The following is a 16,457-nucleotide window of genomic DNA, read 5'->3' on the forward strand; positions in this document are numbered from 1 at the left end:
AAAGGCTAATATTATGACAATTGATACATCTTATCCGGGTGTCTATATTGAAGAAGATGCTTCATTGGCACTTTCTGTCCGTACAAGTGCAACGGCAGTGCCTGTTTTTGCTGTTGCAAATGACAATTCATTAATGTCAGCTACCCATATTCGCATTAATAGCTGGCTGGACTATCTGACACTAAAAAAAGGGCCATTTAATCCCGCTGATACGCTTGATATTTCACTACGTGCTTATTTTATTCATGGCGGTGGATATGGTTATCTGGTTAAAACCCAAGATTTAGCCAACCAGGTTCCAGAACTTGACGATGTAACCTTGTTGGTTGCGGCTGGAGAAAACATCAAAGAGGCTGTAAGTACACTTTGTAAACCGGGTAAAGGATTATTCGCCATTTTTGATGGCCCAAAGAGTGATAGTGAAATAAAAGACCCGGAAAAAATACGTCAATCTTACCCGGCAACCCCTTACGGCGCAGTTTACTACCCTTGGCTAACGGCTGAATGGGGAGAGAAAAAAGCGCTTGTTGATATTCCACCCAGTGCCGTGATGGCCGGTATTTATGCCAGTGTTGATAACAGCCGAGGGGTTTGGCAAGCACCGGCTAATGTCCCTATTCAAGGCGGATTACAACCTAAATACCCGGTGACTGATGATTTGCAAGGGGAATATAACAAAGATAAAGCGTTGAATATGATCCGTACCTTTCCTAAGGGCAGCACGCTTGTCTGGGGCGCCAGAACGCTTGAGGATAGTGATAACTGGCGTTATATCTCGGTTCGTCGCCTGTTTAACAGTGCAGAAAGGGATATCAAAAATGCCATGAGTTTCGCAGTATTTGAACCCAACAGCCAACCAACTTGGGAGGTTGTGCGCCGGGCTATTGATAATTATCTCTATTCTCTCTGGCAACAAGGCGGATTAGTGGGAAATAAAGCTGATCAGGCTTATTTCGTTCAAATAGGTAAAGGTACCACCATGACTGATGATGATATTAAACAGGGCAGAATGATCGTCAAAGTGGGTATGGCGGCGGTTCGCCCAGCCGAATTTATTATCTTGCAGTTTAGCCAGTCAATTGGGCAAGCCCGGTAAATCATGGTGGCCTGTTTATAGCTGCTAATCATCTAAATTGAATGAGGACGTTATAATGCCTTCTGTCGCATATACTACACCCGGTGTCTATATTGAAGAAGATGCTTCACTATCGTTATCAATTAGCACCAGCCCAACAGCGATTCCGGTTTTTATTGGTAAGTTTTTCAGAAAAGATGGAAGCCCAATAAAACAGGGTAGCTGTATTAAAATCACCAGTTGGTTGGATTTTACCTCACAGTTTTCATTTTTGCCTGTAGTGTCAGTAAAGGCTGAGGCTACTGAGGTTGAACTTAAGCCTCAGCCCGAACCTAAGCCAGAACCTAAACCTAAACCTAAACCTAAGCCAGAACCTGAACCTGAACCTGAACCTGAACTTAAGTCTAAAACTACGGAACCAAAAGATATTCAGAGACTTGCTGTTACTGAAGGTAGTGATTTGCTAGAGAAAGATAAAAAGAAAGGAGAGGAAGAGGAGGTTAAATACACTTATACCTATGTTGCCACTGTCACGGCCACGTCTTTAAGTGCCTTTGCGGTGCAGCATTATTTTAATAATGGCGGTGGTGTCTGTTATTTGTTGCCATTGGTAGCAACTGATGCAGGTACTGCCACAACAGAATTAGCAACGCTGCCAGACCTAATTGAAAAACAGCAAGAGATTACTTTACTGCTCTGTGCTGAAACGGATGAAACATTAGTAAACTGCCAAAAACAGGATGTTTACAATGCGATAAATTCCTTGTTGCAAAAAAAAGTGGGTTACTTTCTGATTGCTGACAGTAAAGATGGAACAAGTAAACCAACGACCCAGGCAGATAAAACCGCGGTCTATTACCCTGATTTAGAGACCTCTTTTACTTATAGCCCGCCAACGGATGCTGATATTGTGCTAAGTGGTTATAAGGGGAATAAGGAGGTGGATACTCTAGCTGCGCTGAAAACATCTTCGTCAGATGAATATACTAAAGCTAAGGAAGAAGTCGGTAAAAAATGGCAAGCGGCTAACGTACCCACAACACCAATTACCCTGCCACCCAGCGCCGCAGTTGCGGGTGCTTATGCGGCAACCGATGCCAGTCGTGGTGTTTGGAAGGCTCCGGCCAACGTAGTATTGAATAATGCTATACCAAACAAGGTGATCACGGATGATAAGCAAGGTGCTATGAATAAAGCTGGCATTAATGCTATCCGTCATTTTACCGGCAAAGGCACATTGATTTGGGGCTCACGTACCCTGAAAGATGATGATAATTGGCGCTATATTCCGGTACGTCGTTTATTTAATAGTGCAGAACGGGATATCAAACAGGCAATGCGAGTTGCTGTCTTTGAACCTAATAGCCAACCCACCTGGGAGCGAGTACGGTCAGCCATTGACAACTATCTCCACCAACTTTGGCAGCAAGGGGCGCTGGTCGGTAGTAACCCTCAGGAAGCCTATTTTGTGCAAATTGGTCTGAGGACCACGATGTCCGAGGGCGACATTAGACAAGGAAAAATGATCGTCAAGGTTGGGATGGCGGCGGTTCGTCCGGCTGAATTTATTATCCTGCAATTTTCGCAAAACGTAGCACAGTAACTGCATTAAGACGCGGTTAACGCTGCGTCTGTTTACTGCTAAGGAGATGATAATGGAGATGATAAAACAGCCAGGCGTAACCGTAACGGAGAACCTGATATCGCAGAAACAGGATAATGAATTCATTGGTGTACCTGTTTTTATTGGCGATACCCAACGTCTTGTAAACGAAAGCAGTAGCGATAAAGTTGTTAAACTCACTAGCCTGACCGATTTTACTCTGACATTTGCTCAGTCAGGATTAACGTACTATTCCGTGCGCCATTTCTTTGAAAATGGGGGGCAGCAAGCCTATGTATTGCCACTGGATCTTGACGAGCAATTAAAAGATTTTCAATCATTGATCACTGCGCTGCAACAGAATTGGATTAAACAGGTTATTTCCGCAGAGAGCGCCATCACACTGATTGTCGCTCCTGATATTGCTCGCTTCAATCGGATGGGGGATCTCAGCGCAAAAATAGATCTTTGGTTGCAGTTTTGGCAGTCAGTGCTCGATCTGTGTAAGAGTCGGCGTGGCATTATAGGATTGCTGGATGCCCCTGATGACCCAGCATTGGCTGCTAAATGTTTAGCGCAGTTTTCCTCAAGTGATCGGCAATGGGGCGCGGTATATTGGCCGGCACTGAAAAGTGCTTATCAGGATGCAAGGCAAAATACTGTCGTGCTTTCGCCTACGGCTGCGGTTGCTGCCGTCATCCAGAATAACGATAATCAGAAAGGTATCTGGACCGCCCCTGCTAATGTGGCCTTAGCCAAAGTGGTTAGTCCGATACGCTCTTTTATTGAAGCTAATGCCTTCTTTAATCGGGATGACGATACTCCGCTGAATCTGATTCGCAGTTTTCCCGGCAAAGGGATAAAAATCTGGGGATGTCGAACCTTGGACAACACGCCCGACTCCCCATGGCGCTATATCCAAATTCGCCGTCTGGTTTCCTATATTGAAGCTCATATGACCCGACTCGGCCATGCTTTCGTTTTCGAGCCAAATAACCCGATCACTTGGATGAAACTTAAAGGTCAAACTTATAACTGGTTGCATCAGTTGTGGTTAAAAGGTGGATTGCGGGGGACTGAGGAAGAACGGGCATTTGACATATTACTCGGCGTTGAAGAATCAATGAGTGAAGCGGATATGCGAGCCGGGAAAATGATCATGAAAATCAGGCTAGCGCTGTTAATTCCGTCAGAATTTATTGAACTGAGTCTGACGTTTGATACGCGTACCGGCACAACCAGGTTAAGTTAAACAGGGGCAAAATATGCATAACCTCTACACCCCGTCAGTGTCACACCGTTTTATCGCCAGTTTTCTTTTTAACAATATTCCCAGTCCACTTGATATTGCCTTTCAGCGGATCTCGGGTCTGAGCCGTGAGCTGCAAACCACCCAACACAGTCAAGGTGGGGAAAATGCCAGAAATGTCTGGCTAGCCGATAAGATCCAACATGGCAGTTTAGTGTTGGAACGCGGTGTTATGACGGTGACGCCGCTCACTCTGGTATTTGATCATGTCTTGCGCGGGGGAAAAGCGATTTATGCTGATGTGGTCATTATGTTGCTGAATGAAAATTATTTACCCGTGGCAAGCTGGACAGTGAGTAATGCATTACCGGTTCGTTGGTCTACCGGTGACTTTGATGCCAATAGCAATGCTGTTTTGGTGAACTCTTTGGAATTACGTTATCAGGATATGCTCTGGTTAGGAGTGACAGTATGACGGTAGAAATTAAAGAATTGATTATTCAGGCTAAAGTCACTGATTCCACAAGTGATGTATCATCCCCACGAACATTAGCCCAGGAAGAGTTAGATAATGCCCGCCTGATTGAAAGGGTGAAGCGAGAGGTGTTAGAGGCATTACGTGAAGCAGGTGGTCATTATGAGCTTAATTGAACGTAGTCTGTCCAAACTCACGCTGACTGCTTTTAAAGATCCGGACGGTAAAATCTCAGTGGGTAGTTTACAGGTCATGTATAACCCTGATGCAATCCAGTTCAATTATCAGGCCAATTATAAAAAGGCTGAAAGCGTTACCAGTACTCACCAAAGCAACCATTATATGTCATCTCAGCCTGCTAGCCTGTCATTAGATCTGCTGTTTGACGCATCCATGCCCGGCAACAATACGCCGATCGAAACCCAGCTGGCGATGCTGAAAACCCTCTGTGCCGTTGATGCCGGTACTAAAAAACCCCATTACCTTAAAATCAAATGGGGAAAAATGCGCTGGGAAAATAAAGGTTATTTTGCTTGCCGGGCCAATGGCTTCAACATTCATTACACCTTATTTGACCGGGATGCTACGCCGTTGCGGGCAACTGCCACCTTATCTGTGGTGGCAGATGAAAGTCTTGTTATTCAGGCTACCGAGCAACAATTAAAATCGCCACCGGTTACTGCGGTCAGTGTAACCGATATGCTCTCTCTACCCTTGATCGCACTGGGGGCTGGAGCTACTCTGGCAGGCGGTATCGATTATCTTTCTCTGGCCTGGCAAAACGGTTTGGATAATCTGGATGATTTCACTCCAGGACAAACGCTGCAAGCACGGAGGAAGGCATGAATATACCCGAGATAGCCATTAAGATAGATGGCAAAGCGCTCAGCCAATTTACGGTTATCAGTCTGACAATAAACCACCATATTAATGGTATCCCTTCGGCTAACCTGACTTTGGGTATCGTTGGTGATGCGAGTCATATATTCGAGGCAAAGGCTCAGACTGAATTGACAAATTGCCGCCCGAATCATGAACTTATCGTGCAGGTCCAAAAAAATGTGTTATTTAAAGGTGTCATCGTTCGGCAGGCACTGGGGCTTAAAGGTCAGGACAGCATGATTATTCTGACGGCAAAACATTCGCTGCAAAAATTAACTCACAGCTTCCACTCGCAGCTATTTAGTAAACAGAGTGATGAGGCGATTATCAGGAAGCTATTCAGTCAGGCGGGCCTATCTGTGACGATAAAACAGGCTCCTCAGCTGAAAGCGGTTCATGAGCAAATGGTTCAGTTTCGCTGTAATGACTGGGCATTCTTAAAAAGTCGGCTTAATGCTACTCATACCTGGTTGCTACCTGGTCATGATGCCATTACGTTGGTCACGCCTGAATCACTTAATCATTCAACCGTGCACACTATTCGTCAGCGTGGTAGCCATCAGGACGTTGTGTTATTTGAGGCTAATCTGCAATGGGATAATCAGCGCAGTCCTAAAATGGTCAGTGTGCAGTCTTGGGATATTAGCCAACAAAAACTATCGAAGGCCATTCAGGTAAAAAATAGTGGACTGGGGAAAAACCAACTTGCTATAGATAATCTGAAATCACTGACCGATCAGGAATGGCAATGGATTTTCAGCTATCCGTTGGATAATGAACAAACTAAACATGTTGCTCAAGGCATCATGGACAGCCGGAGAAGTCATAATATATCCGGCAGTTTTGAAGTTGAAGGTCATGATCGCTATCAACCGGGTCATATTCTGGCATTAAATGGCTTTGGTCAGGGGATGGATGGTCAGGCAATTATCACCGGTGTCAGTCAGACAATCACTCAGCAACAAGGTTGGCGTACCCGGTTAACTTTAGGCATGCAACCAGACGCAGAACAGGCTGTACCGCAAGTTAAAGAGTTACATATCGGTATCGTAGAGAAATACCAACAAGACAGCCAGTCACTGGAACGTATCCCGGTTAAAATCCCCGTTTTTAACTTGACCAATGGTGTGCTTTTTGCCCGGTTGGGTAAACCTTACGCCAGTCATGAAAGTGGATTCTGTTTCTATCCAGAGCCGGGGGATGAGGTGATTATCGGTTTCTTTGAATGCGATCCCCGTTTCCCGGTGATATTAGGCTCCATGCATAACCCTAAAAATAAATCGCCGTTAGAACCCAGTGAAAAAAATTTGGTGAAAACGTTAGTGATTAAACAGGCGGATAACCAGCAGGCATTGCTATTCGATAATAAAGATAAAACTCTCGCCTTTAATAGTGGAAAAAATACTTTATCTCTGCAACAGGATAAAGATATCACGATTAATTCCACTAAAAATCTAATAGCTCATGCACAGGAAATTAATATCCAGGCTGAAAAATCCCTGTCAGCCGCTGGAAAGTCTGGGGTAGAGATTAAAGGGACGAAAATTAATTTAACCCAATAATAGGACAGTAAAATGACAAACAAAATATTGGCTGATATTTATGGTCGCGGCTGGGCATTTCCGCCACAGTTTTTTATCGATGAAAATATTCCTGAAGCGCAATCCGGTGTAAAAATGGCGGAAGGAGCCGAGCATGTTCGCCAAAGTATGAAAATCCTTTTTTTAACGGAACCTGGCGAACGGATTATGCGTGAAGATTATGGTTGTGGCCTGAATGATTATATGTTTGAAAATATCAGTGATGAACTGATAGCACGAATTCAAACGCGCATTGAAGAGCGAGTATTACGTTATGAACCTCGTGCAGAAGTGACGGAAATTCAGGGGAGCCAGAGAACCGATTTGCCTAATACCTTACATGTTCAGGTGACTTATGCCCTGAGAGGCAGCGAAATTAGTCAGCAAATTGAAGGTATTCTTGAGATTGGCGAAGGACCGATACAGGTGATCTTATGAGTAAACAACTGGTTGTTGATGGCGACATCCTGCTATTCGAGCCGTTATTTGGTAACCGGCAGGTCATCATTTTGGGGCCGGCAACCATCAGAGGCAGCGGGCACGCGCAAATCCGGGGGAAAAAGATCGTTATTGTGGGGGACGAAAAAAAGGTACAGTTTCAAGCGCAGTATATTACCCCCAGCCACCCGATACCCGGTATGGGCATGGTCACTATTGCTCAGTTAGATGCTAGCCAGCAGGTAAACTTTTGTCGCAGCCCTGTCACGATGATTATTGTCGGACAGCAATTTACTGCCCGTTTTACCCCGTCACAGCCGGCAAATAATCCGTCAACCGGACCGGATGTAACGGCGCCAAGTATGGGAAAAGGCCGTTTTATTGCCAGTCAATATGCCGTTAGTACCGGGTAGATAACAGTTTAATCTTATTTTCAAATAACCATGATCTCCTGAAAACATATTAAGGTTATATTCAAATAACAGGTGGCGTAAATATGGAACAGACCGGATTAAATAATAAACTTACCGCTATCGTACCGGATACCGCTTTTAAACTTGATGAAAGAAGTACATTAGATATTTTAAATTGGCTTAAAACATATGCAGAAAAAATCCCCTTTGATCAAGAGAAAAAACAATTCTGGGATGGTTTCTATTTTATTCAGGAAAATCATCCTCATCAATTAGCGAATATTTACCAAAATGCGAATAAAGCAAATGGCCTTTTGCCCGCACATCAGGCATTTTTACTGGCTTTTTTAAAACTATTAGAAACGACTAAAATATTATTCAATACCTTCCCGGCACGGCATCGTAATCTTTATTACCGAGAGTTATTGGGTTTGAAACTCAGAAATGCGCGGGCGGATCAGGTTGCGATAGGTATTACCCTGAATTCTGATTGTGCTGAATACCTTATTCCAAAAGGAACGCTTTTTGATGCTGGGCATGATAAGGAGGGAAATCCGTTACAATATGTGGCCGAATCAGATTTATTGGCGAATCAGGGGGAGGTGACCGATTTGCGTTGGTATCGAAAAGAGGGTGATGGTTGGCAATCGGCAATACCTCTGAATCTTGCAGATGGCATTAAATTGCCTGAAAACGATATCCAGCTTTTTAGCCCAACGCCTAATGATGTTTCGGTTCTTTCTGGCTATCTGATTACTTCGCCTCTATTTGCCATGTCAGCAGGAAAACGCAGTATTAAAGTGACACTGGCGAGCAAGTGGGAGGGTAATCGTGATCACATCACCGCTCAGATCAGTTCGGGAGATCATTGGCTTTCACTACCAAAACCTTCTATAACAACGGAAGTAAAAGAAAATACCGAAGTAAAAGAAGATACTGAAGTAAGAGAAAATACTGATGTCCATTGCCTTACATTTTACTTGTCAGCTAATAATGATCCCATCACTCCTCCTGATAGCTTGGATAATATGACATTTAAGGTACCGGTATTAAAGCTAGGTACCACTCAAGGCCCTATTCTACCCAAGATTACTGAGATCGAAGTCAGTGTTAATGGTAACCACAGTGTGTACTATGCCTCTGATGGTGGTATTGAACAAACGAATACAACTAGTTTTCCCTTTGGTCAATTGCCGTCGTTAGGCTTCGGTTTTAATTTGGTTGCCCCGGAATGGTATGGCACTGAAAACGCAACAGTGACAATGACTCCTCAGTGGATTGGATTGCCTCAACAAAATTTTTCGCAATGGTATGCAGCATATAGTACTAAACCTGATAATAAGGCATTTAAAATTCAGGGTTACTTAGTTACCCCCCAGGGAAAAACCGTGATTAATGATCCCCTGTCATTATTCGAAGGAAATAATGCCCCTCAAGGAAAAAGCCTGAGTTTTAATTTGCCAGCAATGAATTACCCTCTTGCAGACAGTCCAGAGCCCAATGATTGGCCTGCATCGGTGCGTATAGAACTGGTCGAGCAAGATTTTATGCACACCCAATATTGGCAAGCTCCTAAAGATAAGAATTTACCCTATACGCCACAAATCAGTGCGTTACAGGTTCAATTCAGTGCTAAAGCTAAACCTGAACAATTTGCCGTTTATCCTCTGGCGCCTTTTGGCCGTGGCGAGGCAGTAGCAGAAACGTCAGCATACATCCATGAGGCATTTTATTTGGGATTTACGGGTGTACTGCCAGGGCAAACTCTATCTTTATATTGGCAGTTAGAAGGTCTTAAAGCGCTTAATTTATCCTGGTTTTATCTCAACAAATACAACATCTGGAGTCCATTGGATAAACTTGTTCACGACCAAACTCGTAACCTGTTTGATCGGGGTATCTGGCGTGCCTTATTACCAGAGGACGCTGCAAGTCAAGTTGCTCTGATGCCGACGGGACGATACTGGCTGAAAGCAGAGATAACCAATCATAAGATTGAACCGCGGGATTATCCACGCATTAAGGGCCTGTTGTATAACGCCACAATCGCCACCTTAATTAATTCAGAAACGGTTGAACAGGATCATTTTATCAATGGATTGGCCGCCGACAGTATTAAACAACCGGTCACTGCATCCGTTGCGATCAGTGGTGTTACCCAACCTTGGGCATCCTGGAATGGTCACCCGGCAGAAACTGAGCAAGCTTTTCTGAAACGGATTCCTACCCGGCTATCTCATCGTAACCGAGTGTTGAGTTGGGGGAATATGGTGACATTGCTAAAAGATCATTTTATTAGCTTATTTGATGTCAGACACCATTCTGGCAATAAATTAACCACGATTCCGGCACCAGAAAAGCAACAATTGATAGTTATTCCAGACAACCGTCATAAAGATAACGATGATGCGCTACGTCCGGAATTGAACGCGGCTCAATTGAAAGAGATGGTTGAGTGGTTAGATCGATTAAGTAGTCCTTGGGCAACCATTGAAATTAACAATCCTACCTACGTTAACGTCTTGATCAGTTATCAACTGGTATTTGTTGCCGGTATTAGTCCCGCCTATGGCTATTATCAACTACAACGAGAATTGAGTCGGCAATATATGCCGTGGGGAGAAAATCCTATTATTGGTGTCGCAATCGGTCGTCACATTGATTATTACCAGCTGTTAGCCACGATTCAGCGATCACCTTTGGTTGAGCGGGTGATGAACTTAACGTTGAAAAAAGATAATCAGCTTGGGGCTAATACAGGTAAAAGTATTGACGCTGACGATAATGAAGTACTGATTTTAGTTTGGTCTGAAAAGAGTTCCTCAAACCAAGGAGTTAACAATGGATAATCAGGACGCCTTGTTTCCCATCGTCAAAGATGATATTGCCTTTGATACCTTACTCACTCAGGCTAAGACGATTATTAAGCAGCAATCTGAGCAACGCTGGAGCGATATGGGGGAAAATGATCCCGGTATTACTTTATTAGAAGCCTGTTGTTATGGTGCGTCCGATTTAGCCTATCGCCATTCACTACCACTTCGGGATCTTCTCACGCCTGAACAAGAGGAACAGACATTCGGTGACGGTATTTTTCCACAAGAATTTGGCCCACAACAAATACTGACTTGTGGCCCCATTACCGCGGAGGATTATCGCCGGGCCTTGTTGGATTTGCATAGTGATGACACTTTAAATAGTGACGACACAGTTAATGGTTATTTTTTATTTAATGATGTACTGCTGATATGTGAACCTAAAGGCCAACGCTATGAATACTGGTATAACAAAGAGGAACGTAAATACAGCTTTAAAGATTGTGGTTCAGATAGCAAATTAACCCTAAGAGGAAACTACTGGCTTTATTTACTCCCAAGTCGGAAAACTGAAACCAATAAAACTCAGGCTGAGGAAATCCTGAAAGACTTCTTGCGAAATAACCGTAACTTGGGAGAGTTCGTCAGTGAAATTATTTGGCTGGAACCCGTCGATCTACCATTACAGATTGATATTCAGCTAAATGATGATGTTAAAGATATCGCTGACATACTGGCTAAAATTTATATGACAGCGGAAGAAATGGTGATTGAAAAGCCATTACGCTATACCACTGAGGCGATGAAGGAACAGGGCTACAGTAATGAAGAAATTTTTGATGGGCCTTATTTACATCACGGTTGGATACCTCAATTACCGCCGATCAAAAATTACGACGGCTCGATGGAGTTAAATTTAAGTCCTCTGGTTAATCGATTATTGACTATTAAAGGCGTTCAAAGTGTAACCCGGCTGGAATTAGGTAAATATGATCCTGGCATTATTTCTTCGCTACCGAACGATAATTGGTCCTGGAAAATTATTAAAGAACATTATTATCCCAGACTATGGGGTGAAGATCCCTTAGCGTTGATTACTTCACCAGACAGCCCACTAACTATTATTGCTAAAGGTGGCGTGAAAGTTGCGGTTTCTAAAGAAGATATAGAGAAAAATCTCATTACAGAACCGCTGATTAATACGCAACCAGAATTATTAAACTGGGGAAAACATCGTAAAGTCCGGGACTACTACCCGGTGAGTAATAAATTACCTGCCTGTTATGGATTGCAGACCGACGCTAATACTCAACAACAGGAGCAATTGCATCAATTTATGCTGCCTTTTGAGCAAATATTGGCTAATGGCTGTGCTGAACTCGCTTTATTGCCAAAACTATTGGCATTTAAACAGCGAGGAAATGCGGTATACGGTGTGCAATGGCCTTTTAAAACGAATACGATTAGTCAAAAAGTGCATCAGGAAATAATGCCTGACTTAATTAAGAAGTTAAATGATGATGCGCAAATCGACAGTAATGACAGAAGTTATTCTAAGGAATTGGAAATTCTGGATTATCTGTTAGGCTATTTTGGTGCTCATCGTGCAGCCAGACCTCTGATACTCAGCCGACAGGATTTTCTATCTACCCAGCGCGGTTACTTAGCTCAACAGCCAGAATTAGCCTATCACCGTAATAATATTCGTATTGATAAAGTGTCGGCACTGCAAAAGCGAATTGCAGCCCGGCTGGGTTTGGGGAAAAAATGTTTCAATGAACCACCAGATCTGGCCGACTTGCCTTTTTATTTAATTGAGCATCGTCGGCTCTTACCAGTGAAACCTAATGCGAAATTCGACAAGGAACAAAAGCCTGATAATCTGGAGATTAAAGATGTTACCGGCTCTGAAAGTCATCATTTAATTATTACCCAGACAGAAGAAGTGGTAGGACAGCTACTACACGGGCAGATGATTGACCTGATTATCAAAGGCGATAATGGATTCACACTGCGGGGCCAAATAATCACTGAAATTACGGAAAAATCATTTTATCTTGACACCCGTAACAGTGCGGTTTTGGAACACAGACTGAAAGAAGTGCAGCAGGCATTTAAGGCTAACAATTTATTCTGGTGTAATAGTCCGGTGTGGTTAGAAGACATGGATTATCAACTGGTTTATGACGATAAATTACATCAAAGTAGTGAAGAAGATGAACGATGGATTGTCTCTAATGCCCACAGCCCTTTCCCTGCAATGATCAATAAAGGTGATGAAATCACCCTGAAATATGTTATTACGCCGTATGTATCACCAACAGAAACGTCGACGAATTCGAATTCTTCATCTGTTTATAATCTTAAAGCCCAGATAGTGGATTTTGATCGTATTGAAGGTCGGATAAAGCTTAAGAAAACAGAAGATAAGAAAAATGATTTTCCACCAGAGGCAGAAGCATGGCGTTATCGTTGGTATTTCTCCAGTGAAAAATATGCTCATGCTGATCGTTTTTCATTTGTCGTCAGCATAGTTATTAATCGTCAGTTAATTGAGAATAGCAATGTTGATCCGCATAAACTGGAATCGTGGGTAAAAACCGAGATTTTAGCTGAATTTCCTGCTCATGTTTCTATGATTATTCATTGGTTATCACCGGAACGTTTTGGCGATTTTGCCAGCACTTATAAACGTTGGCAAAATAATGGCTCTCCTTTAGGGGATGAAGCCTATCATATTTTAGAAATGTTAACCCTGGGACGTTTGCCACCGGAATCAACCGGCACAGGAAATTTGCGAATTGCTACGGAAGAACAGAAAAATGAAGTCATCAAAGCATCTGATGATGAATTACGCGATAAGATAATCAAAAGTAATCAGCTATTATATGTACCAGGAGCTAAGATAGATACGGGAACTAATGATAATGAAAAAAATACATTATCTGAAAATTCTCAATCTCAGTTTGAAGATGATAAAAACAAAGATTAATTTACATATTAGAAAGGGTAATGTTTCGTCATAATAGGAACCATTTGTTTTACTATTAAATTAATTATCCTTTATTATTGAGTAGTAATATCCACATGGGTATTTAAAGATAATTCAATATTATATGAGGTGATAAAGATGGAAAAAGAATATGATTTACCAAAAGCAGAAAATACTAAGGTTGAATTAAAAAATCTCTCAGCAGACGATTTAAAAGATCGTTTTAAGGCAGGCAGTATTCCATTACAGACTGATTATAGATATTTAATTGATATGGCTGATATTGGCCGCAAAGCAACCGGGCAAGCGCCTGGGCAAGCTGATAATCCAAATTCAGCGCTGAAACTGGATGAGCATGGCAGATTAGTGGTCAAAGCTGGAAATGGTATCACTGTTGATGAAAATGGAATTAAGATTAATCCAGACCAAGTATTTCCTAAAGGAATGATTGTAATGTTTTCAGGAGAGAAAGCTCCGCCAGGTTGGGCTTTTTGTGATGGTAGCAATAACACCCCAGATTTAAGAAGCCGTTTTATTATGTGCGGTGAGACCATTTCTGAAAAAGGGCAAAGTAGTAAAGCCAGTGGTAGTGGAGATAAGAAAAACTTCCTCAAAGATACAGAATCAATTACAGTTTCTGTCAACGTTAAAGTAGAAGATACTATACTGGATATCTCACAAATACCTAAGCATAAACATATTCAATGTCTTCCTTATCATAGTGATGGAGGATTTGGATATTCCCATGTTAATTGGGGGAAAACACCATACCGAATAGATAATACACCTAATTCGTCACTTTGGCACAAAGATAAAAATAGTAATTATGATGATCTGCATCCACATACATCAGAAGTTGGGGAGGGAAAAGGACATAATCACCCAGCAACAGGATCGTCTTCTCCACATAGCCATAAAGTTGATGTGGTTCCGCCTTACTATTTATTAGCCTTTATTATAAAACTTTAATTTTATTCCATACTGGCAGATTCATGTCATCTATTTTTATTAATTAAAAAGGAAATATTTATATGATTTCTGAGAAAAATCTGCTGAATCGGATTACCATTAATATTGAAGCTGATAATCAGCCAGAGGCTAAAAAAGTATTGTATAGTTCTCTACTGAATCAAACCAATATATATAAGCTATTTAACTTATACTTTAATGAATATACTTTCAATCAAGATATTTGTTTGGAAAAATTATCATTGGATCTTGGTAAAATAAGCTTGCATGATTTTAATTCATTGTTTCCGATTAGGCTTAATGCTGCGCTAAATAGAGTGTTTAGCCAATATTATAAGAATAATAATGAGGAGGGGATTTTTCCGAAAGAGCCAGTTATAATAAAAAATACCCGTAAACCTCCTTTGCTTAAAGATGATTATTTAATTAATATAGAGGGATTTATTCATTATTTATATCAAAAAGACTTTAAATTAAATTCAGAAAAAATAATGCTGGATAATATCAATATAAGACAGTTAATTAATCAATTAACACGAATGGAAAGTAAATTGACATTATTATTGGCAAAAATCTGTTTATCTGAAAATAGTTTGCAGCGACTTCTGTCTATCAATCAACCGGCTTTATTCACTGCCATTAATCGCAAATTATCAGAGGATATAAATATATCACAGCATCAGGGGGAATTAGTTTCCTCTGGTCAACTGATATTGAATGCGCTGGGATATATGCAGTGGCATAATATACAGGAAATAATCAAACCAGATACGCAAGTGATATCACGTATTATAATTGATCTCAATCAGGGAACGCTTAATACTGCGCCTATTATTACGTTATTTCGTCAAGTTATCGTGACTCATCATTCCTTATTGCATGAGTGGTTGGAGAAACTTTGGCAAACAGATCTCATTCCACAACTTTGCAAAAAACACCTCTCTATTCAGCAATATGAAACTTTAATTAATCGCTTTAGTTATGAAGAGCAAACTTTCAGGGAATATGCTTTACAGCAAACAACGGAAGTTAATCCTCTATTGACTCAGTTATTACAGATATTAGCGATAGAGCCTCAGCAAGATTTACCACCATTAAATCAGCATCAACTTTCATTAATAGCGACAGCGATTCAAACAGGAGAGGTTAAAACAGAAAATATTCTCCAGCTATTGCAACATCCGGCGTTATATAACAAAACGAGTACAGCGTGGTTAGCGCCATTATGGCAATTGGCTCCTGTTGCACAAATATGTAAAAAACATCTCTCTGCTGAGAAATATAACTATCTGTCGCAACGTTTTATGTTAAATAATACAGACCAAACATTAACCTCCCAAGATCAGGCAATATTATTAGCACCAGATAACCTGTATATTAAAGATAATAACTGTAGTCAATTGCAAACTATCAACAGGCCACGCATTGAGCCGATTTTATTGACTGGACAAACTCCTCTATATTCAGTAAATAGTGCTGGAATATTAATTCTATGGCCGATGTTACCTGCATTGTTTAATCATCTTGGTTTGCTTGAAACACAACAATTTATTCATCGTCAGGCTCAGTTTAGTGCAGTTGATTTACTGGACTACCTGATTTGGGGTGACGAAGAGGGGCAAAGAGAACGAAAGGCATTGAATAACGTACTGTGTGGGCTAATGGTCAATGAACATGATGAATCAATTTCTCTTGAGCCAGAAAAACAGTTGATAACAGAGCAATGGCTGGATGCAGTTATCGCCCAACTTCCTGGTTGGAAAAACTTAAGCCGTAATGACGTTCGGCAACTGTTTTTACAACGGCCAGGTAAACTGCTGATCGGCGAACAGGAAATCAAAATCACAATCCAACATCAGCCATTTGATCTGCTATTAAACGACTGGCCATGGCCGTTAAATATCGCAAAACTTCCTTGGCTGAATCAGCCTTTATCCATAGACTGGCAAAACATTTAAAAGGTTT

The 16,457-nt window shown here is 41.6% G+C and carries 13 protein-coding genes; all 13 read left to right on the forward strand.

From position 1 onward, the window contains the following. Nucleotides 1-13 precede the first annotated feature (13 nt). On the forward strand, nt 14-1,096 hold the full coding sequence (locus C5469_RS06200) for a phage tail sheath family protein (protein WP_166303780.1): 1,083 nt from the start codon (nt 14-16) through the stop codon (nt 1,094-1,096). Between the two features lie 55 nt (nt 1,097-1,151). Beyond that, on the forward strand, nt 1,152-2,678 hold the full coding sequence (locus tag C5469_RS06205) for a phage tail sheath family protein (RefSeq protein ID WP_166303783.1): 1,527 nt from the start codon (nt 1,152-1,154) through the stop codon (nt 2,676-2,678). A 52-nt stretch (nt 2,679-2,730) separates the two neighbouring features. After that, nucleotides 2,731-3,930, forward strand: a complete 1,200-nt coding sequence (locus tag C5469_RS06210; protein WP_166303786.1) for a phage tail sheath family protein — start codon at nt 2,731-2,733, stop codon at nt 3,928-3,930. A 13-nt stretch (nt 3,931-3,943) separates the two neighbouring features. Next, nucleotides 3,944-4,402, forward strand: a complete 459-nt coding sequence (locus C5469_RS06215) for a phage tail protein (RefSeq protein WP_166303789.1) — start codon at nt 3,944-3,946, stop codon at nt 4,400-4,402. After that, nucleotides 4,399-4,578, forward strand: coding sequence for a DUF5908 family protein (locus C5469_RS06220; RefSeq protein ID WP_166303792.1), 180 nt, complete (start codon nt 4,399-4,401; stop codon nt 4,576-4,578). Before C5469_RS06215 ends, C5469_RS06220 begins: the two co-directional genes overlap by 4 nt. Next, on the forward strand, nt 4,565-5,248 hold the full coding sequence (locus C5469_RS06225) for a CIS tube protein (protein ID WP_166303795.1): 684 nt from the start codon (nt 4,565-4,567) through the stop codon (nt 5,246-5,248). The genes C5469_RS06220 and C5469_RS06225 overlap by 14 nt, the downstream gene beginning before the upstream one ends. After that, complete coding sequence (locus tag C5469_RS06230) at nt 5,245-6,846, forward strand: phage baseplate assembly protein V (protein WP_166303798.1); 1,602 nt, start codon at nt 5,245-5,247, stop codon at nt 6,844-6,846. Before C5469_RS06225 ends, C5469_RS06230 begins: the two co-directional genes overlap by 4 nt. Before the next feature lie 12 nt (nt 6,847-6,858). Then, on the forward strand, nt 6,859-7,302 hold the full coding sequence (locus C5469_RS06235; RefSeq protein WP_166303801.1) for a GPW/gp25 family protein: 444 nt from the start codon (nt 6,859-6,861) through the stop codon (nt 7,300-7,302). After that, complete coding sequence (locus C5469_RS06240) at nt 7,299-7,715, forward strand: hypothetical protein (protein ID WP_166303804.1); 417 nt, start codon at nt 7,299-7,301, stop codon at nt 7,713-7,715. Before C5469_RS06235 ends, C5469_RS06240 begins: the two co-directional genes overlap by 4 nt. 83 nt (nt 7,716-7,798) lie before the next feature. Continuing rightward, a complete protein-coding gene (locus C5469_RS06245) occupies nt 7,799-10,564 on the forward strand; it encodes a baseplate J/gp47 family protein (protein WP_166303807.1) in 2,766 nt (921 codons plus the stop codon). Further along, nucleotides 10,557-13,523 (forward strand): hypothetical protein, encoded by a 2,967-nt coding sequence (locus C5469_RS06250; protein ID WP_166303810.1) that lies wholly within the window; start codon nt 10,557-10,559, stop codon nt 13,521-13,523. The genes C5469_RS06245 and C5469_RS06250 overlap by 8 nt, the downstream gene beginning before the upstream one ends. A 138-nt stretch (nt 13,524-13,661) precedes the next feature. Then, a complete protein-coding gene (locus C5469_RS06255) occupies nt 13,662-14,492 on the forward strand; it encodes a tail fiber protein (protein WP_166303813.1) in 831 nt (276 codons plus the stop codon). Nucleotides 14,493-14,554: 62 nt separating this feature from the next. Beyond that, nucleotides 14,555-16,450 carry a contractile injection system tape measure protein gene (locus C5469_RS06260; RefSeq protein ID WP_166303816.1) on the forward strand — a complete coding sequence of 632 codons (1,896 nt, stop codon included), beginning with the start codon at nt 14,555-14,557 and terminating at the stop codon, nt 16,448-16,450. The last annotated feature ends 7 nt before the right edge of the window (nt 16,451-16,457 follow it).

This window comes from Photorhabdus cinerea (assembly GCF_011189575.1).
In the GTDB taxonomy this organism is placed as follows: domain Bacteria; phylum Pseudomonadota; class Gammaproteobacteria; order Enterobacterales; family Enterobacteriaceae; genus Photorhabdus; species Photorhabdus cinerea.

Bases quoted from the DNA above. Each gene is read 5' to 3' on its own strand.
- C5469_RS06200 (WP_166303780.1), top strand. From the start codon at position 14: ATGACAATTGATACATCTTATCCGGGTGTCTATATTGAAGAAGATGCT.
- C5469_RS06205 (WP_166303783.1), top strand. From the start codon at position 1,152: ATGCCTTCTGTCGCATATACTACACCCGGTGTCTATATTGAAGAAGAT.
- C5469_RS06210 (WP_166303786.1), top strand. From the start codon at position 2,731: ATGGAGATGATAAAACAGCCAGGCGTAACCGTAACGGAGAACCTGATA.
- C5469_RS06215 (WP_166303789.1), top strand. From the start codon at position 3,944: ATGCATAACCTCTACACCCCGTCAGTGTCACACCGTTTTATCGCCAGT.
- C5469_RS06220 (WP_166303792.1), top strand. From the start codon at position 4,399: ATGACGGTAGAAATTAAAGAATTGATTATTCAGGCTAAAGTCACTGAT.
- C5469_RS06225 (WP_166303795.1), top strand. From the start codon at position 4,565: ATGAGCTTAATTGAACGTAGTCTGTCCAAACTCACGCTGACTGCTTTT.
- C5469_RS06230 (WP_166303798.1), top strand. From the start codon at position 5,245: ATGAATATACCCGAGATAGCCATTAAGATAGATGGCAAAGCGCTCAGC.
- C5469_RS06235 (WP_166303801.1), top strand. From the start codon at position 6,859: ATGACAAACAAAATATTGGCTGATATTTATGGTCGCGGCTGGGCATTT.
- C5469_RS06240 (WP_166303804.1), top strand. From the start codon at position 7,299: ATGAGTAAACAACTGGTTGTTGATGGCGACATCCTGCTATTCGAGCCG.
- C5469_RS06245 (WP_166303807.1), top strand. From the start codon at position 7,799: ATGGAACAGACCGGATTAAATAATAAACTTACCGCTATCGTACCGGAT.
- C5469_RS06250 (WP_166303810.1), top strand. From the start codon at position 10,557: ATGGATAATCAGGACGCCTTGTTTCCCATCGTCAAAGATGATATTGCC.
- C5469_RS06255 (WP_166303813.1), top strand. From the start codon at position 13,662: ATGGAAAAAGAATATGATTTACCAAAAGCAGAAAATACTAAGGTTGAA.
- C5469_RS06260 (WP_166303816.1), top strand. From the start codon at position 14,555: ATGATTTCTGAGAAAAATCTGCTGAATCGGATTACCATTAATATTGAA.